General features: G+C 34.4%; 24 protein-coding genes. 4 read left to right on the forward strand and 20 right to left on the reverse strand.

The window, feature by feature from the left end:
• Positions 1-53: 53 nt before the first annotated feature.
• From thrB to NST49_RS11040, 4 genes are all read right to left on the reverse strand, one after another.
• On the reverse strand, positions 54-920 hold the full coding sequence (gene thrB / locus NST49_RS11025; protein WP_034536399.1) for a homoserine kinase: 867 nt from the start codon (positions 918-920) through the stop codon (positions 54-56).
• Positions 917-1,975, reverse strand: coding sequence for a threonine synthase (gene thrC / locus NST49_RS11030; RefSeq protein WP_034536398.1), 1,059 nt, complete (start codon positions 1,973-1,975; stop codon positions 917-919). The genes thrB and thrC overlap by 4 nt, the downstream gene beginning before the upstream one ends.
• Positions 1,975-3,264 carry a homoserine dehydrogenase gene (locus NST49_RS11035; RefSeq protein ID WP_034536397.1) on the reverse strand — a complete coding sequence of 430 codons (1,290 nt, stop codon included), beginning with the start codon at positions 3,262-3,264 and terminating at the stop codon, positions 1,975-1,977. The genes thrC and NST49_RS11035 overlap by 1 nt, the downstream gene beginning before the upstream one ends.
• A 201-nt stretch (positions 3,265-3,465) precedes the next feature.
• Positions 3,466-3,699: a YkuJ family protein gene (locus NST49_RS11040; protein WP_007723100.1), complete on the reverse strand. Its 234-nt coding sequence runs from the start codon at positions 3,697-3,699 to the stop codon at positions 3,466-3,468.
• A 173-nt stretch (positions 3,700-3,872) separates the two neighbouring features.
• Between NST49_RS11040 and NST49_RS11045 the strand changes: the two genes are divergently transcribed.
• A complete protein-coding gene (locus NST49_RS11045; protein ID WP_251166159.1) occupies positions 3,873-5,054 on the forward strand; it encodes a pyridoxal phosphate-dependent aminotransferase in 1,182 nt (393 codons plus the stop codon).
• A 69-nt stretch (positions 5,055-5,123) separates the two neighbouring features.
• On the opposite strand, the gene NST49_RS11050 is transcribed toward NST49_RS11045, so the two are convergent.
• The 4 genes from NST49_RS11050 to NST49_RS11065 all read right to left on the reverse strand — a co-directional run bounded on the left by NST49_RS11050 (position 5,124) and on the right by NST49_RS11065 (position 8,478).
• Entirely contained in the window at positions 5,124-6,011 is an 888-nt protein-coding gene (locus NST49_RS11050) for an NAD(P)-dependent oxidoreductase (protein ID WP_341048597.1), read from the reverse strand.
• A gap of 122 nt (positions 6,012-6,133) precedes the next feature.
• On the reverse strand, positions 6,134-7,855 hold the full coding sequence (gene ptsP / locus NST49_RS11055; RefSeq protein ID WP_251166160.1) for a phosphoenolpyruvate--protein phosphotransferase: 1,722 nt from the start codon (positions 7,853-7,855) through the stop codon (positions 6,134-6,136).
• Positions 7,855-8,121, reverse strand: a complete 267-nt coding sequence (locus tag NST49_RS11060; RefSeq protein WP_023177356.1) for a phosphocarrier protein HPr — start codon at positions 8,119-8,121, stop codon at positions 7,855-7,857. The genes ptsP and NST49_RS11060 overlap by 1 nt, the downstream gene beginning before the upstream one ends.
• 171 nt (positions 8,122-8,292) lie before the next feature.
• The gene (locus NST49_RS11065) at positions 8,293-8,478 is read right to left on the reverse strand and encodes a hypothetical protein (RefSeq protein ID WP_251166161.1); all 186 of its coding nucleotides are present in this window, start codon (positions 8,476-8,478) and stop codon (positions 8,293-8,295) included.
• Positions 8,479-8,680: 202 nt separating this feature from the next.
• On the opposite strand from NST49_RS11065, the gene NST49_RS11070 reads away from it, so the two are divergent.
• Positions 8,681-10,924, forward strand: a complete 2,244-nt coding sequence (locus tag NST49_RS11070; RefSeq protein ID WP_034536395.1) for an ATP-dependent Clp protease ATP-binding subunit — start codon at positions 8,681-8,683, stop codon at positions 10,922-10,924.
• A 72-nt stretch (positions 10,925-10,996) separates the two neighbouring features.
• Here NST49_RS11070 and NST49_RS11075 read toward each other — a convergent pair whose 3' ends face one another.
• Positions 10,997-12,352: a TrkH family potassium uptake protein gene (locus tag NST49_RS11075; protein ID WP_034538563.1), complete on the reverse strand. Its 1,356-nt coding sequence runs from the start codon at positions 12,350-12,352 to the stop codon at positions 10,997-10,999.
• 162 nt (positions 12,353-12,514) lie between these two features.
• Between NST49_RS11075 and NST49_RS11080 the strand changes: the two genes are divergently transcribed.
• Positions 12,515-12,796 (forward strand): DUF1827 family protein, encoded by a 282-nt coding sequence (locus tag NST49_RS11080; RefSeq protein ID WP_023177349.1) that lies wholly within the window; start codon positions 12,515-12,517, stop codon positions 12,794-12,796.
• Between the two features lie 136 nt (positions 12,797-12,932).
• Here NST49_RS11080 and NST49_RS11085 read toward each other — a convergent pair whose 3' ends face one another.
• From NST49_RS11085 to NST49_RS11105, 5 genes are all read right to left on the reverse strand, one after another.
• Positions 12,933-14,516: a peptide chain release factor 3 gene (locus NST49_RS11085; protein WP_251166162.1), complete on the reverse strand. Its 1,584-nt coding sequence runs from the start codon at positions 14,514-14,516 to the stop codon at positions 12,933-12,935.
• Between the two features lie 138 nt (positions 14,517-14,654).
• On the reverse strand, positions 14,655-15,209 hold the full coding sequence (locus NST49_RS11090; protein WP_034538516.1) for a thermonuclease family protein: 555 nt from the start codon (positions 15,207-15,209) through the stop codon (positions 14,655-14,657).
• Positions 15,210-15,333: 124 nt separating this feature from the next.
• Positions 15,334-16,689: an FAD-dependent oxidoreductase gene (locus NST49_RS11095; protein ID WP_034538515.1), complete on the reverse strand. Its 1,356-nt coding sequence runs from the start codon at positions 16,687-16,689 to the stop codon at positions 15,334-15,336.
• Positions 16,690-16,817: 128 nt separating this feature from the next.
• On the reverse strand, positions 16,818-17,927 hold the full coding sequence (locus tag NST49_RS11100) for an AI-2E family transporter (protein WP_023177342.1): 1,110 nt from the start codon (positions 17,925-17,927) through the stop codon (positions 16,818-16,820).
• A gap of 18 nt (positions 17,928-17,945) precedes the next feature.
• Positions 17,946-18,980: a M42 family metallopeptidase gene (locus NST49_RS11105; protein WP_023177341.1), complete on the reverse strand. Its 1,035-nt coding sequence runs from the start codon at positions 18,978-18,980 to the stop codon at positions 17,946-17,948.
• A 156-nt stretch (positions 18,981-19,136) separates the two neighbouring features.
• On the opposite strand from NST49_RS11105, the gene NST49_RS11110 reads away from it, so the two are divergent.
• On the forward strand, positions 19,137-19,574 hold the full coding sequence (locus tag NST49_RS11110) for a GNAT family N-acetyltransferase (RefSeq protein WP_341048606.1): 438 nt from the start codon (positions 19,137-19,139) through the stop codon (positions 19,572-19,574).
• A 76-nt stretch (positions 19,575-19,650) separates the two neighbouring features.
• Here the strand turns inward: NST49_RS11110 and NST49_RS11115 are convergent, their stop codons facing one another.
• From NST49_RS11115 to NST49_RS11140, 6 genes are all read right to left on the reverse strand, one after another.
• Entirely contained in the window at positions 19,651-19,890 is a 240-nt protein-coding gene (locus NST49_RS11115; RefSeq protein WP_341048609.1) for a DUF3006 family protein, read from the reverse strand.
• A complete protein-coding gene (locus NST49_RS11120; protein ID WP_341048611.1) occupies positions 19,874-20,890 on the reverse strand; it encodes a ComEC/Rec2 family competence protein in 1,017 nt (338 codons plus the stop codon). Before NST49_RS11120 ends, NST49_RS11115 begins: the two co-directional genes overlap by 17 nt.
• A 66-nt stretch (positions 20,891-20,956) precedes the next feature.
• Positions 20,957-22,321 carry a magnesium transporter gene (mgtE, locus tag NST49_RS11125; protein ID WP_034538512.1) on the reverse strand — a complete coding sequence of 455 codons (1,365 nt, stop codon included), beginning with the start codon at positions 22,319-22,321 and terminating at the stop codon, positions 20,957-20,959.
• A 28-nt stretch (positions 22,322-22,349) separates the two neighbouring features.
• Complete coding sequence (locus NST49_RS11130; protein ID WP_034538853.1) at positions 22,350-23,261, reverse strand: RluA family pseudouridine synthase; 912 nt, start codon at positions 23,259-23,261, stop codon at positions 22,350-22,352.
• Positions 23,251-24,063, reverse strand: a complete 813-nt coding sequence (locus NST49_RS11135) for an NAD kinase (RefSeq protein ID WP_023177330.1) — start codon at positions 24,061-24,063, stop codon at positions 23,251-23,253. The genes NST49_RS11130 and NST49_RS11135 overlap by 11 nt, the downstream gene beginning before the upstream one ends.
• A 94-nt stretch (positions 24,064-24,157) precedes the next feature.
• Complete coding sequence (locus NST49_RS11140; RefSeq protein ID WP_301425813.1) at positions 24,158-24,805, reverse strand: GTP pyrophosphokinase; 648 nt, start codon at positions 24,803-24,805, stop codon at positions 24,158-24,160.
• Between the last annotated feature and the right edge of the window lie 237 nt (positions 24,806-25,042).

Consider the following 25,042-nt stretch of genomic DNA (forward strand, 5'->3'; position numbering starts at 1 on the left):
AAGGAACTAGCTGTATAAAAAACGAGTCAGGAAAAATTTCCTGACTCGTTTTTTTATGCTTGTACTTTCAAACCCTCTCGTTCAACCTGAACTTTTTGCACAGTTGTATCATTGAAATTGGCTTTTACTACTTTCCTTATAGCATCTAAGCTTGAGTAAGGAGCTAAAATCAAGACAGTGGAACCAGCACCACTTAAAAAGGTAGCGTGCGCTCCATTTTTCTTTGCTAATTCCCGAATCGGTACTAAATGAGGCACCAGTTCTTTGCGATAGTTTTCATGCCATAAGTCATTTTCTATCATTGCGCCAGCTAAATTCAAGTCATCCGCTAAAATAGCTGAGATCATCACATTACTGATAGAACTTGCTTGGACCGCTTGTGCATAAGCCAATTTTTCCGGCAGTACTTCCCGACTTTCCTTTGTCAGCAATTCATGGTTTGGAATGACTGCTAAGATGCCGGTATCTGGAAACGTATGTTTTACAGCAAAAGTACTGTCTTTTATTTTGCTGGCTATCACAAAATCGCCTAATATAGCTGGTGCCGCATTATCAGGATGTCCTTCTAGATTAGAAGCAATCGCCACTTTCTCTTTTTTGCTTAACTTTAATTCAGCAAGTTGATTAGCCAATTCAATTCCTGCAACAATGGCTGCTGAACTACTTCCTAATCCACGCGTTGCCGGTATCTCACTTTCCATCCATAGTTCTCGAGGTTGGATATTCGGAACAAGCGAAAGAGCCGTTTTGATAATCAGGTTTGTTTCATCGCTTGGAATATTTTCTCCAAGGGTATGATGAATCACCCAACTTTCCGTTTCAGGCCCAACTTCTAGCGTCAGATATAAATTTAAAGCTAACCCACAGGAATCAAAACCTGGCCCTAGATTTGATGTTGTTCCTGGTACAATTATTTTCATAATTTTTCAACCCCTGCTTGCAAATGTTTCCTCATATCTTCTAAGTCATCCATCTTTGAAATAGGAATAGTTGTGACTTCAAGTGCTGTATCTGGATCTTTCAAACCATTCCCTGTAAATACACAGACAACAGTTTCGCCTTTTTTAATAGCACCACCTTTAACATCTTTAATCACTCCTGCTAAAGAAGCAGCAGATCCCGGTTCAATAAATACACCATCCATAGCAGCAACTTTTCGATAAGCATTGATAATTTCATCATCTGTAACAAAATCTATTTTACCTTTGGATTCATCTCGAGCAGCCTCAGCTAATTTCCAGCTAGCTGGATTTCCAATTCTAATAGCCGTTGCAATCGTTTCAGGATACTCAATAATTTCCCCTTGGACAATCGCAGCTGCTCCTTCTGCTTCATACCCATGCATCCTAGGTAGCCCTGTTTGCTTTATCTCATTCCATTCTTTAAACCCTTTCCAATAAGCAGAAATATTCCCAGCATTCCCAACTGGAATTGCTAATACATCTGGCGCTTTTCCCAGATCTTCACAAACTTCAAAAGCGGCTGTTTTTTGCCCTTCAATTCGATAAGGGTTTACCGAATTGACTAGAGTAACAGCTTCCGTTTCAGCTAACTTTCGAACTGATTTTAAAGCTTGATCAAAGTTACCTTGGATCGAGATAATATCAGCACCATACATGACGGCTTGTGCCAATTTACCCATAGCAATTTTTCCATCCGGAATAACAATATAGGCTTTAAGTCCTGCACGTGTAGCATATGCCGCAGCTGCAGCACTTGTATTTCCAGTTGATGCACAAATGATCGCTTTTGCTCCTTCTTCTTTTGCTTTAGCAACTGCCATAACCATTCCACGATCTTTAAATGAACCAGTAGGATTTAGTCCCTCATATTTTCCATAAAGTGTTACACCCAATTCTTTCGAAAGATTAGTTAACGGAATCAAAGGTGTGTTCCCTTCATACAAAGAAATCATGGGTGTTTTATCTGTTACTGGCAATTGATCTTTATATTTTTCAAGTAATCCTTGATACATTAATTTCCCTCCATCACTTTAAAGCAAACAAGTAAATTCATTTCGTTTGTGTCTTTAAAGGCATTTATTAATTCCTTTTGCTGCGCTTTAGTAATTTTATGTGTCACTATCACTACTTTTGCCATATCGCTTGAAAGGGGTTGTTGTATAATTTGGTCAAAACCAATATCAAATTGGCTAAATAATTTTGTAAGTGCCAAAAATTGTCCTGTTTTATCTTGCATTTCAATGGCAATGTAATACTTATTGAATACTTTTGTATCCTCTGCAAGATTCGTTTCATGCTGATAGGAACTAAAGACATTACCACTTGTGCCTAAACGTATATTTTTGGCTACTGTAATCACATCGCTTACCACACTATTTGCGGTCGGCAGTTCTCCAGCTCCAGGACCATAGTACATGGTTTCTCCAACAGCCGCACCTACTACAAAGACAGCATTGTTCTCATTTTGAACACTTGCTAGTGGATGATTTACTGGTACTAATATAGGACCTACATCTACGCTAATTCGACTTTCACTTTGAATAGCTGATCCAATCAATTTAATTTTATAGCCTAGTCTCTCAGCCATTTTAATATCTTCTTGTTGTAAATCACGAATCCCTTTAGTTTCAATTTGGTCTAATTCCACATTCATTCCAAAAGCTAAACGTGTTAATATAACCATTTTACGAGCAGCATCAATACCGTCAACGTCATTTGTTGGATCACTTTCAGCAAAACCTAATTCTTGTGCTTCTTTCAAAGCCTCACTATAAGATTTCCCTTCATTTGTCATTTGTGACAAGATGAAATTTGTTGTTCCATTAACAATACCAAAAACCTTTTGTATTTCGTCAGAAGCTAGACTATCTACAATCGTACGTAAAATTGGGATTCCACCTGCAACACTCGCTTCATAGTATAAATCACAGTTGTATTCTTTTGCTAGAGCGACTAATTCATTCCCATGCAAAGCAATTAAATCTTTATTTGCTGTAACAACGTGTTTTCCAGCTGTCAACGCCTTTTTAATATACTCTTTTGCTTGATCGATACTTCCCATAACTTCCACTACAATGTCTATTTCAGGATCATTTATAATTTCATCTGCATCCATGGTCAACTCTACTCCATCCGCAATTGATCCACGTTGTTTCTTCAGGTCTCGTACCAAAACTTTTTTCACTTTTAAAGTTGTTCCTGTTACTTGATTTAACTTCGGCTCATGGTTCTTTAAAATACGTAATACACCACTTCCAACCGTTCCAAATCCTAAAATACCTATTCGCAATTGGTCTGCCATATACTTTCTCCTTCATTTCCCATTTCTTTAAAATGAGTTTTAAACAACCTTACTCTCATTTTTTTTTAATCATCAGTATATTTAGTATAACCATTTTTGAAAAAATTGCTAGTTAGAAAAAAATAAAAAAAGACCGATAAAAAATTCTTAAAGAATTTTTTATCGGTCTTTAGTAGATAAACCTTTATTACTAAAGTTATATTAATCTTGAAGCAATTCAAATATTTCCATAGCAACTAAGTCTACATCATCAAATTGATATACTTGCTGAGTAGAGGTTTCTAACAATTCAAATGTTTCAGTTTTTGCATCGTACGTAATAACACAACGTTCGTTTCCTTCTTTTTCAAATCGACGAACTTGAACTTCACTTTCTGTATCTTCTAGCATAGCTTCCAATCGGCGAATAATCCCAACTAATTGTGAAGTTGTCATAATTTCGTGCCCCTTTCAAACTTAACTCAGTAATCATTCTACCAGAATTTTTTATAAAAGACAGTAAACTTACCCTATTTTCATAAAAAAATAATCTTTATAGAAAAAAAGCCTAATCTTTTAAAGATCTTATGTTAATATAGTTGCAATACACATCCAAGGAGGCAAACGCAATGAACCCATTACAGGATCGTTTTAATAATCAAACCTACAAAATTGAAGTTTCAGATATTCGTAAATTTGACGAGCGCGTATCTATAATAGATGGCATGCTTAAATTAACGTTAGGTGAACCAGACTTCAATACACCTAGCCATATTAAAGAAGCTGCTATAGACGCAATTACTGCTAATCAGTCACATTACACAGGGATGGCTGGAGATATCAACTTACGAGAAGCAGCCTCTATCTTCATGAAGAAAAAATATGCTGTGTCTTATAGCCCCAAAAATGAAGTCTTAGTAACCGTTGGTGCTACTGAAGCTATATCTGCTTCATTACTAGCCATTCTAAATCCTGGCGATAAAATATTGGTCCCTTCGCCTATTTTTCCAGGTTACGAGCCATTGATCACTCTGAGTCAAGCTATACCTGTTTTTATTGACACAAGCGTTAACGGGTTTGTATTAACTCCTGAAATGATTGATACTGCAATGAAAGAACACGGCAATGATGTCAAAGCCATTATTTTAAATTATCCAAGCAACCCTACTGGTGTTACCTACTTACGAGAAGAAGTTAAAGCTCTTGCAGAAACCATCAAAAAATATTCTATATTTGCTATCAGTGATGAAATCTACAGTGAACTAACGTATGATAATGAACATGTTTCTATTGCTGAGTATATGAGAGATCAAACCATCATCATTAATGGCTTATCAAAATCTCATGCTATGACTGGATGGAGAATCGGTTTTATCTTTGCACCAGAAGAACTTATAAGCCAAATTATTAAGGTCCATCAATATCTTGTAACTTGTGCTTCTTCTATCTCTCAAAAAGGAGCATTAGCGGCTTTAACTACTGGAATAGACGATGCACTCCCAATGAAAAAAGAATACCGTAAAAGAAGAGATTATTTATTTGAAGAATTTACCCAGTTAGGTTTTGAAGTTGCTCGTCCAAACGGTGCGTTTTACCTTTTTGCAAAAATTCCAGAAGGGCATTTACAAAATAGTATGAGCTTTTGTATTGATTTAGCTGAAAAAAATAAGCTTGCTTTAATACCAGGATCTGCTTTTGGAAGCGCTGGTGAAGGTTACATACGCATCAGTTATGCTGCCAGCATGGAAAAATTAGAAGAAGCGGTAAAAAGATTGCGCAGCTATATGACTATTCCTCCTAAAGCTGTTTAATACTTACTAAAAAATACTGCACTCCATAAGATCGACGGTCTTATGGAGTGCAGTATTTTTATTTTTTTATTAGCTATTAGGACGTTGACCTTCCGGCCACCATAATTTAATAATAGCTTGTGTCCCATCATTTTCAAAACCATTTTGTGCTAATTCTTCATATAGCTCTTTAGCTTGACGAGTAGCTGGTAAATCTAATGACATTTTTTCTGCTTCGTCCAATGCAATTTTTAAGTCTTTAATAAAATGTTTAACAAAAAATCCAGCTGTATAGTCTTCTTTAAGAATTCGTGGTGCATAATTTGCTAATGACCAATTTTGCGCACTGCCTCCACCAACCGTATCCAATACTTTTTCAAGATCTAAGTTTGCGGCATTAGCATAAACCAATAGCTCAGCCATTCCAGTCATTGTACCAGCAATCATAATTTGATTAGCCATTTTAGTGTGTTGTCCACTGCCTGCTTTTCCTTGTAAGTTCACTTTAGCCGAAAATAAATCAAAAAAAGGTTTTACTTTTTCATAAGTACTTTCATCTCCACCTACCATAACAGTCAATGTTCCATTTTTAGCTCCTAAATCTCCTCCAGAAACTGGAGCATCAAGAACTTTAATACCTTTTTTATTACCTTCTTCATATAATTTTTGAGCCAATGTAGGGGTACTAGTCGTCATATCTACTAAGATATGATTTTCAGTAGCTGTCTTAAAAATACCGTTTTCGCCAAAATAAGTTTCTTCTACATCTTGCGGATATCCAACAATTGTAAAAACAAGTTCATTCTTTTCCGTTACTTCAGCTGGAGTATCAGCCCATTTTGCTCCTAAACTAATCAACTCATCTGCTTTACTCTTAGTACGATTATAGACTGTTACAGAATAATCAGCTGCTAATAAGTGTTTAACAATTGAAGCACCCATTACTCCCGTTCCGATAAAACCTATCTTTTTTGTCACTCTGATTCTCTCCTTTATATCAACTGATTCTAGTATATCAGTTCTAATAAGGAAAACGTATTATTTTAAATAAATACATATAAAAAAACACAAGAATTCTAAGATCCTTGTGTTTTTCCTACTTATTTAGTGTACGTTTGAACAAGTTCTACAACTTCATCAGCAGTATCACATTCATTGATTGCTTTATCAGCTAATTCAGCCATTTGTTTTGTATCTAAACGTTTCATTAAACTACGAGTTTTAAGAATACTTGAAGCACTCATTGAAAACTCGTCTAGTCCTAATCCTACTAGAAGAGGTACAGCCGTTTGATCTCCCGCCATTTCTCCACACATACCTGTCCATTTTCCTTCTTTATGAGAAGCATCAATAACATTTTTAATTAAACGTAAGATTGATGGGTTATATGGTTGGTAAAGATAAGAAACACGTTCGTTCATACGGTCAGCAGCCATAGTATATTGAATCAAGTCATTGGTACCGATACTGAAGAAGTCAACTTCTTTAGCAAATTTATCTGCAATAACAGCAGCAGCAGGAATTTCGATCATAATACCAACTTCGATATTTTCTGAAACTTCCACACCTTCACTTACTAATTTTGCTTTTTCTTCTAAAAGCATTCCTTTAGCTTGACGGAATTCTTGTAAAGTTGCAATCATTGGGAACATAATACGTAATTGTCCAAAAACAGACGCACGTAATAATGCACGTAATTGTGTTCTAAACATATCTGGTTGTGCTAAACAAATACGAATTGCACGGTAACCCAAGAATGGATTCATTTCATGTGGCAATGTTAGGTAAGGTAACTCTTTGTCTCCGCCAATATCCATTGTACGAACAACAACAGCTTTACCTTCCATACCTTCTAAAACTTCTTTATAGGCTTTGAACTGATCTTCCTCAGAAGGGAAATCAGGTGAATCCATATAAAGGAATTCTGTACGGTATAGTCCAACAGCTTCTCCACCGTTGTTTTTTACTCCTACTAAATCTTTAGGAGTACCAATATTTGCAGCTAGTTCAATATGTTTACCATCTGCAGTTATGGTTTGTTCATCTTTTAATTTGTCCCACTCAGCTTTTTGATCAGCAAAAGCTTTCGCTTTTGTTTCGTAAGTTGTAACATCTGATGTTTCAGGATGAACGATTACATCGCCTTCTAAACCATCGATGATAATAAGATCTCCTTCTTTAACTAAAGAAGTAATATCTTTCGTTCCTACAATTGCAGGAATTTCTAACGAACGAGCCATAATAGCTGAATGTGAAGTACGTCCACCAATGTCGGTAACAAAAGCTTTTACAAATTCACGATTTAATTGAGCAGTATCACTTGGTGTTAAGTCATGTGCAACCACAATCACTTCTTCGTCGATCATTGAAGGATTAGGAAGTTTGACACCTAACAAGTGACTCAACACTCTTTTAGTAACATCTTTGATATCAGCTGCACGTTCTCGCATGTAAGGGTTATCTTCCATAGCTTCAAACATACCAATAAACATATCTGTTACTTCTTTTAAAGCGCTCTCTGCATTGACTTTGTTGTCTTTGATAGAGCTCTCAATGCTCCCGATTAATTCTGGATCAGATAGAACCATTAAATGAGCATCAAATACTTGAGCTTCTTCTTCTCCTAAAGATTCTGCTGCTTTAGAACGAATGATTTCAAGTTCTTTTGTTGCTTCTTTTAATGCTGAATTTAAGCGCTCAATTTCTGAATCAGAGTTCTCAACTGAAATTTTGTTGAAAGTTAAATCGGGTTCAGTTAGTAAGTATGCTTTTGCTACCGCAATGCCATCACTTGCTGCGATCCCTTTTAATTTTTCAACCATTATTCAGCTAAGCCTTCTTTCTTCATTGTTTCTTCGATTCCTGCAAGAGCTTCAGATTCATCAGAACCGTCAGCAGAGATAACTACGTCAGCTCCTTGGCCAACACCTAAAGACATAACGCCCATGATTGATTTTAAGTTTACAGATTTACCTTTGTATTCTAAGTTGATATCTGAGCTATATTTACTTGCTGTTTGTACTAATAATGTTGCTGGACGTGCATGGATACCTGTTTCAGCTACTACGTGAAATTCGCGTTTTTCCATAATAAAAAATCCCCTTTTATATAAATATTATTTTTGAGGACTACATCCAGTTTTAACTGTTAATTACATTCTTTTCAGTAAAACAAGTGATACAGCCCTTACAACTTATAACAATAACATTTTTCAATTATTTAAACAACTATTTTTTCCTAATTTTAATGTTCTATTTTTTTACTTTGACCTATACCTGTAGATGATTTTTCCATTATGCAATGCTTCTCCTACAATAGATTCTTTTTCTTCGTGGCTGAACCAAATCTCACGAAAAGTCATAAAATCATTTTTTTCAATCATTAGAGTATCTATTTCTCCTTGGATCAATTGATTTAAACTTTCTCGCAGCTCTTCCTTTGTCATTCTATACGACTTCCTTTTCTCTCAATTAAATTTTTCTTATGCCTCATTAGTTTAGTGCAAAAAACAAAAAATTTGTAGTGTTAATTACTTGAATGTCAAAAAAGGTCAGTGTATAATAATAAATAGAAAGGTCAGTAATGGTCAATTGGTCATTCGCCTTATTCTATCTACTAAACCTACTATAATGAAAGGTTGTGCTGAGATGCTATGTCAAAATTGTAATCAACGTGAAGCAACGATCCATTTGTACACTAATATGAATGGCCAAAAAGGTCAGTTAGATGTCTGTCAAAATTGTTATCAACTTATTAAAGATGCTCAAAATCGTGGAGAAATCAGAAATAGCCGAACACCACAAGATCCATTTGGTTTTGGTAATTTAGATCAATTCTTCCGTTCTATGCAAAATGCTCAAAATAATAACTTCCAACAAAATAACAGCGCTGTTCCACCAACTCAAAGTGGTTCAGGTGGACAACCACCTATAAATAAAAAACCAGGACTTTTAGGCGAATACGGAACGAATTTAACAGAACTTGCACGTACTGGTACTATAGATCCTGTTATCGGACGCGATAAGGAAATTGAGCGAGTAATTGAAATTTTAAATCGCCGTACTAAAAACAATCCTGTCTTAACAGGTGAACCTGGTGTTGGTAAAACGGCTGTTGTAGAAGGTTTGGCACAAAAAATCGTAGACGGAGATGTACCGCAAAAACTAATAGGTAAAGAAGTTATTCGATTAGATGTAGCTTCTTTAGTTCAAGGAACCGGTATTCGCGGGCAGTTCGAAGAACGAATGCAACAGTTAATGGATGAACTAAAGAAAAATCCACAAATCATCTTATTTATCGATGAAGTTCACGAAATCGTTGGAGCTGGAAGCGCAGAAGGAAGCATGGATGCAGGTAATATGCTTAAGCCAGCACTCGCTCGTGGTGAATTACAAATGGTTGGAGCAACAACTTTAAAAGAATACCGTACAATTGAAAAAGATGCTGCTCTTGAACGCCGGATGCAACCGGTTCGAGTCAGCGAGCCTTCTGTAGAAGAAACAGTTACTATTTTACAAGGTCTCCAAAAGAAATATGAAGATTATCATCATGTTCATTATACTGATGAAGCTATCAAAAGTGCTGTAACCCTATCAAATCGTTACATTCAAGACCGATTCTTACCTGACAAAGCGATTGATTTATTAGATGAATCTGGTTCGAAAAAGAATTTAACAATACAATTTGTTGATCCTAAACAAATTGAAGATAAAATTGCAGAAGCTGCACATCAAAAACAATTAGCTTTGCAACAAGAGGATTATGAAAAAGCTGCTTTTTATCGTGATCAAGCTAAAAAATTTTCTACTATGAGGGATCAACAAAATCCTGATTCTGATGAACCTACCGTAACAGAACAAGATATGATTGAAATCATTGAGCGAAAAACCAACATACCGGTTGGAGAATTAAAAGAAAAAGAACAAGAACAATTGCGTAATTTAGGAAACGATTTGAGACAACACGTTATTGGACAAGATGAAGCTATTGATAAAGTATCTAAAGCCATCCGTAGAAGTCGAATTGGATTTAATAATAAAAGCCGTCCAATTGGCTCGTTCTTATTTGTCGGTCCTACTGGTGTCGGTAAAACAGAGTTAGCTAAACAATTAGCCTTAGAGTTATTTGGAAGCAAAGATGCTTATATTCGTTTTGATATGAGTGAATATATGGAAAAACACAGTGTATCTAAATTGATTGGTTCCCCTCCTGGATACGTCGGTTATGACGAAGCAGGCCAATTAACTGAAAAAGTTCGTCATAATCCTTACAGCCTTATCTTATTAGACGAAATTGAAAAAGCTCACCCAGATGTATTGCATATGTTTTTACAAATTCTTGATGATGGAAGATTAACAGATGCTCAAGGTCGTACAGTCAGCTTTAAAGATACAATCATTATTATGACTAGTAATGCCGGTACTGGTAATGTGGAAGCAAGCGTAGGATTTGGAGCAGCTGCTTCTGGTACTCAAAAATCTGTATTAAATCATCTGACTGACTATTTCAAACCAGAATTTATTAACCGATTTGATGGAATCGTTGAATTCAACTCTCTTACAAAAGAAAATTTATTGTATATTGTAGATCTTTTGATAAAAGATGTAAATGATATGCTTGAACATCAAGGAATCACTATTGAAGTAACTCAATCTGCTAAAGAAAAATTAGCAGAATTAGGATATGATCCAAAATTAGGTGCTCGTCCTTTGCGTAGGGTTATTCAAGAACAGATTGAAGATCGCGTTGCTGATTTTTATCTTGATTACCCTTCTGTAAAAGAATTAGTAGCTAAAACGGATGAAGAAGGAAATCTATCGGTAGAAGGAAAATCATCAGAAACAGAAACGGATTCTTCTTTAGTAATAGAAGAATCTGAACCTAACGACTAATCTTTTACAATTAAAAACAAAAAGAGCTCTCAACCAGTGAAATCATGATTGAGAGCTCTTTTTGTATTCTCTTTAGCCTATGATGATTTTTTCGGTTGGATAATGGTAATTTTTATCTTCTTTATGTTTAGGAACTAATAACATCAGCATATATAACATACCTATTCTACCTATAAACATTAATACAATGATAATCAATTTTCCTACTACGGTAAGAGTAGGTGTCACGCCTAAAGATAATCCAGTTGTTCCAAAAGCAGATGTCACTTCTACGATCAGTGTAATCAAATCATGCGATTCACTGACACTTAAAACCATCACACTAAAAATACAGAGAACCATAGATAAAATAAATACGGTGATTGATTTCTGCACATCATCTCGATCGATCCGTCTTTTAAATAAAGCAACTTGGTCATGTCCTCGGATAAAAGAAATTAAGTAGACGACTACAATGGCTAATGTCGTCGTTCGTATTCCTCCACCTACAGAACTTGGACTTGCTCCAATAAACATTAATATAGAAAATAATAATAAACTTCCTTCACTAAAATTACTCAAAGAAGTAGTCATTAGTCCAGCGTTTCTAGTTGTTACAGAATAGAAAAAAGAATAAAAAACACTGTCGGTAAAAGGCATTCCTTTAAAAAATTGTTTAAATTCTAAAAGCCATATACAAATTGCTCCACCAATTAGTAAAATTAAAAATGAGAAAACGGTAATTTTAGTGAATAATGAAAAACGAAAAGGCAAAGCCTTTTTTTCTTTCTTGTATTGCAGAAAATCTTTAATTTCCAATAATACTGGAAAACCAATACCTCCAACAACAATCAACAACATAATAATAATTTGAACAAAATAATCATCATGAAAAGGGATCAATGCTTGTCCAGTTAAATCCACTCCGACATTTGCAACTGCTGAGAAGCTTGTGAAAAAACCTTGAAATAAGACTTCTTTTAAAGACCAGTTTGAAAATAAAAAAAAGTAGCTGCTTAAAATTACACCCCCAACAAATTCAAAGCCTAATATAATTAATATCGTATTGCGAATCAATCGCACAGTTCCGCTAAGTCTAGGTTGGTTCATATCCGTCATGATTAATTGACGTTGCTTTAAAGAAACTTTTTTCTTTCGAAGAAGCATGAATGAAGTAGATATCATCATGACTCCTAAACTTCCTAACATAAATAAAATTTGCAATAAAATAATTCCTGCAAAATTATAGGTTTCTCCTAAGTTTATGGTAGCTAGTCCAGTAACACTGACTGTACTGACGGCAGTAAAAATCAAATCTATAAACGAAATAGAAACATCAGGATTTCTAAAGATAGGCAAAGCTAATAACAGACAAGCCACTACAACAACAATAAAATAATACAATACAATTAATTGAATCGTAGAGAATTGATTAGAAAAACGACCCATAAATTTATAATAGTTCAAAAAAAATTTACCTCCTTATGATAATCAAGATTTTTTCATACTATGCTACATTTTTACTTATTAATAAGTAGAAATGTTTTGAATTGTGCTCCTTTTAATTATATAATATCTATAACCTAACCGGTATAAAAGAGGTGAAAGATTATGAAACTAATAGACGTTACAAATAATCATTCGGAACTTGTGATGGAACAATTGGAGAATACTGATGCAAATTTTGTGAAAGTTTTTTCTTTAGGGCCTACTACAGTTATTTACTCAGGAGCTCCAACACATAAAGATGTACTTTTACTAAATAAAGTCCGCAATATTAAAAATGCGGAAATCAATTTTGCTCTAGAAAATGTACTTGAAACGACTCTTGACAATGTTGAAATTCTACATGCTCCACATATTGTTGAGTTATCTATTCCTGTTGAAGATTAATCATTTTTGTCTCATTAAAGCAGTAGTATTACTTTAATGGTAACCACCTTTTATTTCAAGCAATCTTTTAAAATGGTCATTTTTCACTATCAAAAAAACCAACTCTTCTATGATTATATGGAAGAGTTGGTTTTTTTTATAATAGTGACGTTAATTCAACATTTGGATATTTATCCGCGAACCAACGCATAGCAAACTGATTTTCAAACAAAAATAAAGGATTGTCAAAACGGTCACGTACAAGTAAATTACGACTTGAAGACATATTTTCATCAAGGTCTTCAGGTTTGATCCAACGTGCAATTTTACTTCCCATCGGTGTCATGATTATTTCAGAGTTGTATTCATTTAACATACGGTATTGAAAAACCTCAAATTGCAATTGCCCAACAGCACCAACAATGTAATCTTCTGTGTGAAAAGTTTTGTACAATTGTATAGCGCCTTCTTGAACAAGTTGCTGTACGCCCTTATGGAATGATTTTTGTTTCATTACATTTTTCGCTTGTACTTTCATAAACATTTCAGGCGTAAATTGAGGAAGCTTTTCGTATTCCACGTTTAACTTTCCTTCAAAAATGGTATCTCCTATTTGAAAATTACCTGTATCATAAAGTCCAATAATATCTCCGGCTACAGCATGTTGGACGACTTCACGGGTCTCAGCCATAAACTGAGTTGAATTAGATAATTTGATTTTTTTATTTGTTCTCGCTAACGTAACGTCAATTCCACGGTCAAATACACCTGAACAAATACGTACAAAAGCAATGCGATCACGATGAGCTGGATTCATATTCGCTTGAATTTTAAAGATAAATCCAGAAAATTCATCAGCAGTTGGTTCTACTTTTTTGTTATCCGTTGTCATGTGAGCTGTTGGACTTGGAGCAAAGTTAATAAACGTATTCAAAAATGTTTCTACTCCGAAGTTCGTTAAAGCAGAGCCAAAAAATACTGGTGTCAACTCTCCAGAAGCGATTTTTTCTTCTGAAAATTCATTACCCGCTTCATTAAGCAACTCAACGTCATCTAAAGCTTGCGTGTATAGACTAGATTGTTTGATAGGATGGTCTCCTTCAATTTCACCAGCTTCATTCAATGGTATAACTTTTTGTCCGTTTAAGCCATTCACTTCTGGGCGATGGATCTCAATTGTTTTATTGTAATTATCGTAAAGGCCAAGTAGACCTTTACCCATACCTATAGGCCAATTCATTGGATAAGAATCAATTTCTAAAACTTCTTCAAGTTCTTCTAACAAATCAAGCGGTTCTCTTCCATCGCGATCTAATTTATTAATAAACGTGAAAATAGGAATCCCACGCATGCGACAAACCTTAAATAATTTTTTCGTTTGCGGCTCGATACCTTTTGCGCTGTCAATAACCATTACTGCACTATCAACCGCCATCAATGTACGGTACGTATCTTCAGAAAAATCCTCATGTCCTGGTGTATCTAAGATGTTGATTCTTTTCCCTTTATAATCAAATTGCATCACAGAACTGGTAACAGAAATTCCACGTTGTTTTTCAATTTCCATCCAATCGGATTTCGCAAACTTACCCGATTTTTTCCCTTTTACAGTTCCTGCTTGACGAATTGCTCCACCAAATAACAGTAGCTGTTCAGTGATTGTTGTTTTACCCGCATCCGGATGGGAAATAATTGCAAATGTCTTTCGTGCTTCTACTTCCTCTTCTAAATAATGTTCCATTTTTATCCCTCATTTTAAGTCTTTTTATTTATTTTGCTTATTTAATTTAACCATATCATCCTAGTCAAGAATGCTACAGGATGGCAATTGTATCATTAACTCAATTATTATAGCATATTTAGTGCTGCCTTTTATACCCTATTCCTTTTTATTGAAGCCATATTCTCCAACATATCCTTCAATAGACCAAATATTCACATTTATTTTATCTGCTTTTTGCTCTGCTTCTTCTAATTGATTTAAGTAAAGCTCATCACCATTTTCATAACCCACACGTGCTAAACCTTCTTCAACCATTACTTCTTGCACTAATTTTCCATCTGCGTATAGGTACGCCAATACTCTATCGTAATCATCTACTTTTTCATGGGAGGGATCATATTCGATCGACAACGTTTTCCCTTTTAAATAATCTGTAAGAAATTCTTTTGCTTCTATACCATATGGCTGTGCAAAACCAGTTTTAGTTGTGCTGCTTTCTGGAGTATCTATCAGAAGCAATCTCAGCCGTTTTTCTTTGTCATTTTCAATGAAAACTATTGTATCTCCATCAATCACTCTTTTAAGTTCAATAGATGTTTGGTCATTTGTTACAGTTGAAGACTTTTCTTCTTCTTGATCTATAACATAGGATCCGGTAAAGAAAAGAATAAGTGCAATAATCCCTGACAAAATCTTTTTATTGATTTTCAAACTATATACCTCCAAATCATTGACCTATAAAAAGGACCTGAGACAAAAATCTCAGGTCCTTTACCATTTTATTCTGAATCTTTTAAACTAGCAAGCTTAACAAAGTAAACTTATTCTTTTTTTCTTACTTAGCTAATTCGTCTTCTTGATCACAAGCTGCTTGAGCTAAGATGTTCAAGTAGTTCCAAGGACGGTCAAAATAAGGTTGGAAGAAGAAATCTACATAAGCAAGGTCTTCAATCGTCATTTTATTTTGAATAGCTAATGATAATGTATTAGCAGAAGCTGTTACATCATATTTAGACATGATTTGTCCACCAACGATGCGGTTTGTTCCTACTTCGTAAACTAATTTCATGAAAACTTCTTCAGTAGTCGGCATAAATTCTGGACGGTAGTTGTCTTTAACGAAAACTGCACGAACATCTAAACCAAAGTGTGAAGCACTATTAACGTTTACACCAGTTGACCCAATGTTGTAGCCAAACAAGTACAAACCAGAAGTTGATTGTGTTCCTCTGTATTTCACTTTAGGTTCGATAATGTTTTTACCTACTAAAGTACCCATACGAACAGCGTTAGTTGCTAAAGGAATGTAAGCTGCTCCACCATTTGGATTGTAATGAACTGCACAACTGTCTCCAGCTGCATAAATATCTTTGTTGCTTGTTCTCATGTATTCATCAACAATGATTGCGCCATTTGGCATCATTTCAACTTTATCTTTTAATAATTCATTGTTTGGACGGAACCCAACACATAAAATAACTAAGTCTGCTTCGTATTCGCCTTTTGGAGTAGTTACAGATTTAACTGAACCATTTTCATCAGCGTTGAAAGAAGTTACGGCTTGGTTTAATGCTAATTTGATTCCACGTTCTTCTAAAGTACTTTCTAATACATCAGTAAATTCTGGATCTAGGTATTTGTTAAGAATACGATCTAATCCATCAATTAATGTAACTTCTTTGCCTGATTGTTCAAAAGCTTCTACTAATTCAATCCCGATGTATCCTCCACCAACGATAACAACTTTTTTAGCTGTTTGGTTTTGTTTGATAACTTCTTCTGCTTGGTTGTAGTTTTTACATAATAAAACATTTTTAGTTTCAATACCAGGAATTGGCGGTGTAATAGGCCAAGAACCAGTTGTATTAACTAATTTATCATAGCTTTCTTCAAATACTTCTCCAGTAGTCATATTTTCTACTACTACTTTTTTAGCTTCAGTATCAATACTTTTAACGTTGTGTTCCATTTTTACGTCAGCACCCATTTGAGTTAATTCTTCAGGGTTAGAATAGAACAAACCTGCTGGATCTTTCACAACTCCACCAACATACATTGCAATTCCACATGATAAGAATGAAACATTATCATTTCTTTCAAAAACAGAAACTTCAACAGATGGGTTTTCTTTTAATATAGTTTTAACAGCTGAGGTACCAGCATGTGTACATCCGATAACGACTACTTTCATTATTTGTATCCTCCTATAAAGCCATTTAATTATGTGATTGCATTACTTTATCGCAAAAAAAATTGTGATATAATGTTCATACTTTCACTCTGAACACTATATCACAAACTATATAAAAAATTCAACTACTAATCAATAATTTTTTGAGTTGAGGCATGTTTTTTACGAATCATAAACATATCTCTTAAATAGACAACCACTGTTTTAACTACTGCATAGGTAGGAACTCCAAGAATCATTCCAATTATACCCGCAATGTTCCCAGCAACTAGCAATAAAACAATAATCGTTAAAGGATGAATTGATAAAGTTTTCCCAATCACGTTAGGAGAGATAAAATTACCATCAATTTGTTGAACCACTAACACCACTAATGCAACTAATAAAGCTTGTGTTGGTGAAATAGTTAACGCAATAATGATAGCAGGTGCTGCCCCAATATACGGTCCAATATAGGGAATAATATTCGTTACTCCTGCAATAATCCCTAGCAAAAGACCATAAGGCATTCCAGTAATCAGGTACCCTAAGTAGGTAAATACTGCCACGAATAAACAAACTAACGCTTGCCCACTGATATAAGAAGCAATAGTCTCATTCATTTGCCCAAGTAATTCAATCATTTGCCCACGGTATTCCTTTGGAAAAAACTTAGCAACTGAAGGCCTAAAATGTTTTCCATCTTTAAACATATAAAACAATATAATTGGAACTGTAACAATAACGACCGTCGTATTCGCTAAAGCCCCAACCAATGAACCAACACTTGCTGTTAAAGCAGTCAGTACTGTGTTTGCAATATTTTCAATAGAAAGATCCATTTTTCCTAAAGTTTGCTCCAAATCAAAATTAGCAAACATTGGCTTTTGAAGCATTTCGTTAGAATAATTTTCTAAAGCTTTTAAAAACGAAGGTATACTTGTAATCAACTGTCCTAATTGTTCAATTAAATTAGGTAAAACAGATATAGCTAAAAATACTACTACTCCTAAAAATAATAGAAAAACAATGATGATCCCATATTTTCTTTTGATTTTTATTTTTTCTAATTGTCCAATCAAAGGATTTAACAAATAGTATAAAAAACCAGCTACAATAATAGGGGTAAACAACGTTGAAACAAATGTGGTTAAAGGTTGAAAAATAAACTCGATCTTCGTACTCATAAAAATCAACGTAGCACAAACTAATAACCATACTGTCCAAAACATTAATTTCGATTTTTTAAAATAATCCATAACATTAATCCTCTCCGGTTAATCTAGCATCTCACTTAATAAATACTGTTCGATCAATTGTTCAGTCGCTGTTATAGATTCTTCATGCGTTCTTTCATAGGCATGGCTTGCTTCTATTCCTGCACCAACTAAAGCATGACGAACATCCGCTCCTGCTTTCATAGCAGCTGAAGCATCACTTCCATAAAATGGATAAATGTCTAACTGGTAAGGAATATGATTGTCTTCGCAAAGTGCAGTCAGTTTTTTCCTCAACTCGTAATGGTACGGACCGCTTCCGTCTTTTACACAAATGGATACAGAATATTCATCAGTTTGTTGGTCATCTCCCATGGCACCCATATCAACCGCCAAATACTCCACTACTTTGTCAGAAATATTTGAATTTCCGCCATAACCAATTTCCTCATTATTTGAAATATAAAAATGAGTGGTATAAGGAAGCACCACTTTTTCAGTTTTTATTTTCTTTAAACATTGCAGTAAGATAGCTACACTCACTTTATCATCCAAATGACGGGATTTAATAAATCCATTAGTCGTAATTTCAGTTCTAGGATCAAAGCTAATGAAGTCTCCTACAGAAACACCTAATGATTGAGTTTCTTCTTTTGTCTGAACTTTCTCATCAAGACGTACTTCCATATTCTCTTGATTTCTTTCAGCTGTTCCAGCATCTTTGTAGACATGAACGCTAGTTTGATGCATTAGAATCGTACCTGATATCTTTCCATTAGCTGTATGTACTGTACAGTATTCTCCTTCGATTGCATTGAAACGAAACCCACCAATTAAATCTAATTTCAGTCTTCCATTTGGTTTAATCGCTCTTACCATGGCTCCTAACGTATCAACATGTGCTGTTACAAAACGATGCTTTTGATGATTTGCTCCTTTTACAGTGATCATCAATCCACCTTTATTTGTTTTTGTAGTTTCATAACCGAACTGATTTAAATAATTTTGGATAAAAGAAATTATTTCATACGTATTTCCCGTTGGAGAAGGAATTGTTGTTAATTTTTCAACAAGTTGAATCGTTTTTTCATTCATTGCATTGACCACCATTCTTGTTTAATTTATATTCTTTAGTATAGTTCATCTACCTTAATAAATAAAGAACGTCTGGATAAAAGCTCACGTTGTTTTCATCTAGATTCATTTGATTAATTATGTTACGATTTTAATGTAAAAGAAAGAAGGGAAACGATGGAATTTATTTGGACAGTAGATTTAACATCTGGTTATTACAATGATGCTATATCAATCAGAAAAAAAGTTTTTGTGGAAGAACAACATGTTCCGCCAGAATTAGAAATTGATGATTTAGAAGATAAAACGATTCATGTTATTGGATATTTAGAAGATAAAGCAGTATCTACAGCAAGACTTTATCAAAAAAATGACACTACTTTTAAAGTTCAACGTGTAGCTGTTTCGCTTGATTTCCGCAAACAAAATTTGGGCAATCAATTAATGTTAGAAATAGAACGTTACGCAAAAGAAAAACAGGTAAATCAATTGATTCTTGATGCACAAGATCATGCTTTATCATTTTATGAAAAATTAGGTTATCAGATTGTAGGCGATAGCTTTATGGACGCTGGAATTCCTCATCATAAGATGGTTAAGACGCTTAATTTATAAACGCCCAATCTGACAAAAATTAAAGGTTGTAAAAACTGGAACTAAGTTCTCCGTTTTTACAGCCTAATTTTAATAGTTATTTTTTTCTTTTATTTAATAATTTCTTTCGCTTTTGTCTCATTTTAGCAAGTCTTTCCTGTGTTTCTTCTTTTAAAGGCTCAATCATACTAACTTGTCCTTCAGAAATAGTAACTTCATATACTTCACCTATTTGATAATTTTCTGGCAGTAAACTTTTTTTTATATGAAAAGATGCACCTTCATCCGGAATAAAACGAGCTAAATCACCCTCTATTTCTTCAAGCACCATTTTCATTAATGTTCTCTCCCTTTTCAGTCTTAATAGTATACGTTCCGTCTTCATGGATGACAAGAGTAATCGTTCCATTTTCAATAGTTCCATAGACTGGAATATTATATCTTTTTAAACGACCAATTGCGTCTTTACCGGGATGTCCATAACTGTTATTTGCACCTGCTGAAAATAGAGCAAGATCTGGTTGGCTTGCTTGGATCCATTCTTCACTAGTACTTGTGTCCGATCCGTGATGTCCCATTAAGATAAAATCAGCTGCTAGATCAATACCTGTATCTATAATAGCCTTTTCTATACTTTGAGAAGCATCTCCACTAAAAAGCCCGCTAACTTGATTAACTGTAATTTTAGTTACAATAGAATCGTCATTTTGATCATTATCTGATGGATCAGTAGGGTTCAACACATCAATTTTAAAAGGACCTACTTGATGTTTTTCTCCAGCTTTCGGTTCTGCATATAAGGCATTACTTTCATCTATGGCATCTAGTACCCGTTCATAAATTTTACTTGTAGCGTCGTTCCCATTCATCCAGACTTCTTTTACATTATAATAATTAAGAATAAGATCTCCATAACCAATATGATCTGAATCGTTATGTGTAAAAATCAGCAAATCAATTTTACCGCCTGTACCAACGTATTGGTCCAGTTGTTGAATAATTTTTTTATCTTTGTCTTCATAGCGTCCACTATCAATTAAAATGTTTGTACCGTCTTTCGATTGAATAAGTGTTGCTGATCCTTGATTAGCATCTAAAAAACGAATGGTTGTTTCTTGATTCTCTGTCTCAGCTGGTTCTGGATCCTCAGAATTAAAAAGACCAGCTGTTTCTTCCATAAAAATAGTTATTCTTTCCTTTAAAGAAAGCTCACTATTTTTATTTTCACCCAGAAATAAGCCAATCGAAAAAACAAACAAAAGTATGATTCCAGTAGAAATCAACTTTGTTCGTTGTTCTTTTTGTTTTTTAGTCATCTTTTTTTTTCTTTTTGGCACTGCCTGTCATCCTTTACTCTTGCACATATATTTTAGTTGTACGCGCCATTTTAGTTACTAATAAATTTAAGTTAGGTAATTCATAAATAATGCAGCTATATTAAAGTAAATTAAGACACTAGTTAAATCTGTAAGTGTTGTAATAAATGGACCACTTGCAACTGCAGGGTCAAATCCTATTTTTTCCATTAAGATAGGAATAAAGCTTCCAGCAAGATTAGCAATCGTTATAGCTGCTAACATCGCTATACCTATGACTAATCCCAACACAAAATTTTGTTGCCAAATTCCTACTGCTAAGAAAATAGTAACACCTGTTACGACACCGGTAATCAATCCTGATGAAATTTCGCTTAAAATGAGTTTCCCAAAGTTCCTTTTATTTTCATCGTTATCCGCTAATTTCCTAACAGCTACGGCGAGTGATTGAGTTCCTGCGTTCCCCGCAGTTCCTGTTATCAGCGAAATAAAAACTGCTAAAATACTTGCTTCGCTGATCATTTCTTCAAAATTACTAATCAAAGTAGATGTTCCAATACCTAGGAATAATAAAATGATCAACCATGGAAGTCTTTTTGAAGCCACAACAAAGGGATTCTCAGATTTCTCTTCAACATCGACTCCAGCTAAACCAGAGTAATCGCTGGCTGCTTCATCATTAATTACATCAATAATATCATCTACCGTAATAATACCAATTAATCTTTCTTCATTATCCACAACTGGAATAGCTAAAAAGTCATAATCTTGTATCGTACGAGCAACATCTCTTTGATCATCATTAACATTTACTGATACTAACCGATCACCCATAATATCGAAAATCATTTCATCATCTTCATGAACAATTAAGTCTCTTAATGAAATAACTCCCACTAATCTTCTATTTGAGTCCACAACATATACATAATAAATTGTTTCAGCTTCTGGTGCTTTTCTTTTTAAAATTGACATCGCTGATTTTATAGTTTGATTAGCAAAAATTGAAATATACTCAGTAGTCATGATAGAACCAGCAGTATCGTCTTCATATTTCAATAATCTTCTAATGCCATCCGCATCTTCTGCTGGCATTAAACTCAAATATTTTTTAATGGTAGCAGGGTCTAATTGATTCAACATATCTACAGCATTATCTCGGTACATTTCGCTTAGCATATCTGCAGCATATTGAGGGTTCATTTCTTCCAGATACTTTTCAACTGATTCTTCCTCTTCCTCAAGAATCTCAAACATATCTGCCATTTCTTTAGGAGAAAGAAAATTATATCCTCTTAATCGTTCCTCATCTGATAAAGATAAATAAACCTGACTTTGTTCATACACATGTAATTCTAAAAAGTGGTCTCTAAATTGATTGATGTCCTCAGCATCTAGATACTCTTTTAATTGTTTTATTTGTTCTTCAAATTCAATTTGTTCCTCTTTCAAGGGCTACACCCCTTTCCAATTCATTTCATTAACTATTGATCTCTTGCTGTTTATGCTGATGTAGCCATTGAGCCATGTCTTTAGGGTTTTCAAGTTTGAGGCTTATTTTTTCATTAGTAAACGGATGAAAAAATTTTAATGCTCTACAATGCAACGCTTGCCTTACTACCCAATTGTTTTTGGATCCGCCATATAGATCATCTCCCATTAATGGATGACCTATATGAGCAAAATGGACCCTAATTTGATGCGTTCTTCCAGTATGCAACTGAATATCGACTAAAGTAGCTTCCGGAAATGATTCTTTAACCCAATACTCTGTTAAAGCTTCTTTTCCAGAAGAATGAGCTCTTCTTGTAATAATTGAATCAGTCGTACGAGCAATTGGGGCATCAATAAATCCATGGTCAGCTTTTTTTAGTTGACCCATAATAAGAGCGATATATTTCTTTTCAATTTCTTTTGCTCTTAATTGGATATCCATTAACGCATGTGCGTATCCATGTTTGGCAAATAGCATTAAGCCAGTCGTATCACGATCAAGTCTCGTTACAATATGAATAACTTGATTAGCGTATCCTTGACGCACGTAATACCCTTTAACTCGATTAGCCATTGTACCTTCCGGATGAACTTGGGAAGGCACTGACGCAACTCCATAAGGTTTATTTACAACTAAATAGTGCTCGTCTTCATATACGATATCAATAGGAATATCGACAGGAATGGTTGTTTCATGAGGTGCTTCATCTGGAATCGTAATTTGTACAGTATCTTTATCTTTTAAAAGGTAACGTACAGTTACTTCCGTTTCATTGACTTCAATTTTCCCACCATGAAACTTTATTTTTGCTAGTAAACTACGTGATATGCCTTTTGTTTTTAAAAATGACTTCACTTGTAAACTAGTTGGCAATTCATATGTCCAACTAAACTTCATAATTTTTTTTCGCTCCAATAAAAGCATCTTCAACCCGACTCCAGAAATGAGTATGTCTGTATCGAGCAAAGTGAATGCGTTCTTTCGCAATGCAATAATTTAATTCTGTAATATTTTTCTCAGAAGACGTCAATTGATCAATTGTTAAAACAAATCCTTCTGTTGTAAGTGGTTTAATTCTAATCCACTCATCTCGTGCTACGATCAACGGTGAGCCTAAAATGCGAAAAACGCGATTATTAATGGGCGCAATTTCGGTTAATTGCAGAGCTTCTAATCTAGGATGAATGACCGCACCTCCTACAGACTTATTGTACCCTGTTGAACCTGTAGGTGTTGAGATACACATTCCATCACCCCTAAACCGTTCAAATAACTCATCTTTTATGAAGACATCACAAACCATCGTTCCATCTATACGTTTCATCGTAGATTCATTCAAAGACAAAAAATGAGAAGACTCTTTTTGTCCTTGATAAGTTACTTTAACATCAAGTAAAGGATAACTTACACTTTCACCTTCATCATGAAGCAAACTTATGACTAAATCTTCTAATTCATAATCTCGCCAATCAGTATAAAAACCTAAATGGCCTGTATGGACTCCTACAAATCGTACTTGATCCAGCATGTGGGCATATCTATGAAAAGCAGATAACAAGGTTCCATCTCCACCGATTGTTACAACGACATCTGGGTTTTTATCATCTAGCAAAAGATTATTTTGCAAACACAGTATTCGAAACTGTTCGGCCAATTTTAAAGATTGCTCTACGTTGTTATTAACTACAGCTATTCTCAAATCTGTCCTCCCCTTCCTTTTTTATTTAAACATGTTGCTGCAACAGCCTCAACCAATACGCTTTTAAAAAAACTCATTCAAGAATCTAATCCTATCAGTCTTTTTGCGTTTTCTCGACCGTCGCTCTCTTACTATTAGAAAATAAATGCTGCGCCTCTTGTATTTCTTCTCTAATTTGTGACATTTCTTCATCTAATTGAAAAGCAGCTTCTGCTGCTCGTTTTAAACGAACATTAATGGCATCTGGAAATTCGCCTTGATACTTATAATTCAATGAATGTTCAATCGTTGCCCAAAAGTTCATAGCTAAAGTACGTACTTGTATTTCACCAAGAATCCTTTTTTCACCATTAATAAGTTGAACCGGATATTCGAATACAATATGATAAGACCGGTAACCACTTTCCTTTTTGTTCGTTATATAGTCTCGCTCTTCAATAATTTTCATATCGTTTCTATTTCTTAAAAGTCTAACTACTTCGTGAATATCCTCTACAAATTGACACATAATCCTTAATCCGGCTATATCTTGCATTTCTATTTCTAATTTATCGAGAGGGATATTTCGTAGTGTAGCTTTTTCAATAATACTATTAACTGGTTTTACTCTTCCAGTAACAAATTCAATTGGAATATGTAAATTACCTTTACTAAATTCCTTGCGCATACCTTTTAATTTTACTTTTAATTCTTCAACTGCTTGATTATAAGGTGTTAAAAATTCTTCCCAATTTTGATCCATCTTTTATACCCTCTTTTAGAAGCTTAAGATTTCGCACTTTAAAAGTGCTATATGACTATATTTTAACATATTTATTAAGAAAGAAGAAATAGCCTAAGATTGAAATCATATAACGAATAATTGAAAAAATTTTTACGCTTAATTAAATATGAAGTACGGCGAAAAAATTAGTTGAACACCAGTATATAATTTTTAAACAGAGTTTAAAATTGAACCATTTTAAAAGAATAAACGAAA

This window comes from Carnobacterium sp. FSL W8-0810, from assembly GCF_038007125.1.
Classification (GTDB): Bacteria; Bacillota; Bacilli; order Lactobacillales; family Carnobacteriaceae; genus Carnobacterium_B; species Carnobacterium_B inhibens.

Coding starts and splice junctions, on each gene's coding strand:
- thrB (WP_034536399.1), bottom strand. CDS start 920: ATGAAAATAATTGTACCAGGAACAACATCAAATCTAGGGCCAGGTTTT.
- thrC (WP_034536398.1), bottom strand. CDS start 1,975: ATGTATCAAGGATTACTTGAAAAATATAAAGATCAATTGCCAGTAACA.
- NST49_RS11035 (WP_034536397.1), bottom strand. CDS start 3,264: ATGGCAGACCAATTGCGAATAGGTATTTTAGGATTTGGAACGGTTGGA.
- NST49_RS11040 (WP_007723100.1), bottom strand. CDS start 3,699: ATGACAACTTCACAATTAGTTGGGATTATTCGCCGATTGGAAGCTATG.
- NST49_RS11045 (WP_251166159.1), top strand. CDS start 3,873: ATGAACCCATTACAGGATCGTTTTAATAATCAAACCTACAAAATTGAA.
- ptsP (WP_251166160.1), bottom strand. CDS start 7,855: ATGGTTGAAAAATTAAAAGGGATCGCAGCAAGTGATGGCATTGCGGTA.
- NST49_RS11060 (WP_023177356.1), bottom strand. CDS start 8,121: ATGGAAAAACGCGAATTTCACGTAGTAGCTGAAACAGGTATCCATGCA.
- NST49_RS11065 (WP_251166161.1), bottom strand. CDS start 8,478: ATGACAAAGGAAGAGCTGCGAGAAAGTTTAAATCAATTGATCCAAGGA.
- NST49_RS11070 (WP_034536395.1), top strand. CDS start 8,681: ATGCTATGTCAAAATTGTAATCAACGTGAAGCAACGATCCATTTGTAC.
- NST49_RS11075 (WP_034538563.1), bottom strand. CDS start 12,352: ATGGGTCGTTTTTCTAATCAATTCTCTACGATTCAATTAATTGTATTG.
- NST49_RS11080 (WP_023177349.1), top strand. CDS start 12,515: ATGAAACTAATAGACGTTACAAATAATCATTCGGAACTTGTGATGGAA.
- NST49_RS11085 (WP_251166162.1), bottom strand. CDS start 14,516: ATGGAACATTATTTAGAAGAGGAAGTAGAAGCACGAAAGACATTTGCA.
- NST49_RS11095 (WP_034538515.1), bottom strand. CDS start 16,689: ATGAAAGTAGTCGTTATCGGATGTACACATGCTGGTACCTCAGCTGTT.
- NST49_RS11100 (WP_023177342.1), bottom strand. CDS start 17,927: ATGGATTATTTTAAAAAATCGAAATTAATGTTTTGGACAGTATGGTTA.
- NST49_RS11105 (WP_023177341.1), bottom strand. CDS start 18,980: ATGAATGAAAAAACGATTCAACTTGTTGAAAAATTAACAACAATTCCT.
- NST49_RS11110 (WP_341048606.1), top strand. CDS start 19,137: ATGGAATTTATTTGGACAGTAGATTTAACATCTGGTTATTACAATGAT.
- NST49_RS11115 (WP_341048609.1), bottom strand. CDS start 19,890: ATGAAAATGGTGCTTGAAGAAATAGAGGGTGATTTAGCTCGTTTTATT.
- NST49_RS11130 (WP_034538853.1), bottom strand. CDS start 23,261: ATGAAGTTTAGTTGGACATATGAATTGCCAACTAGTTTACAAGTGAAG.
- NST49_RS11140 (WP_301425813.1), bottom strand. CDS start 24,805: ATGGATCAAAATTGGGAAGAATTTTTAACACCTTATAATCAAGCAGTT.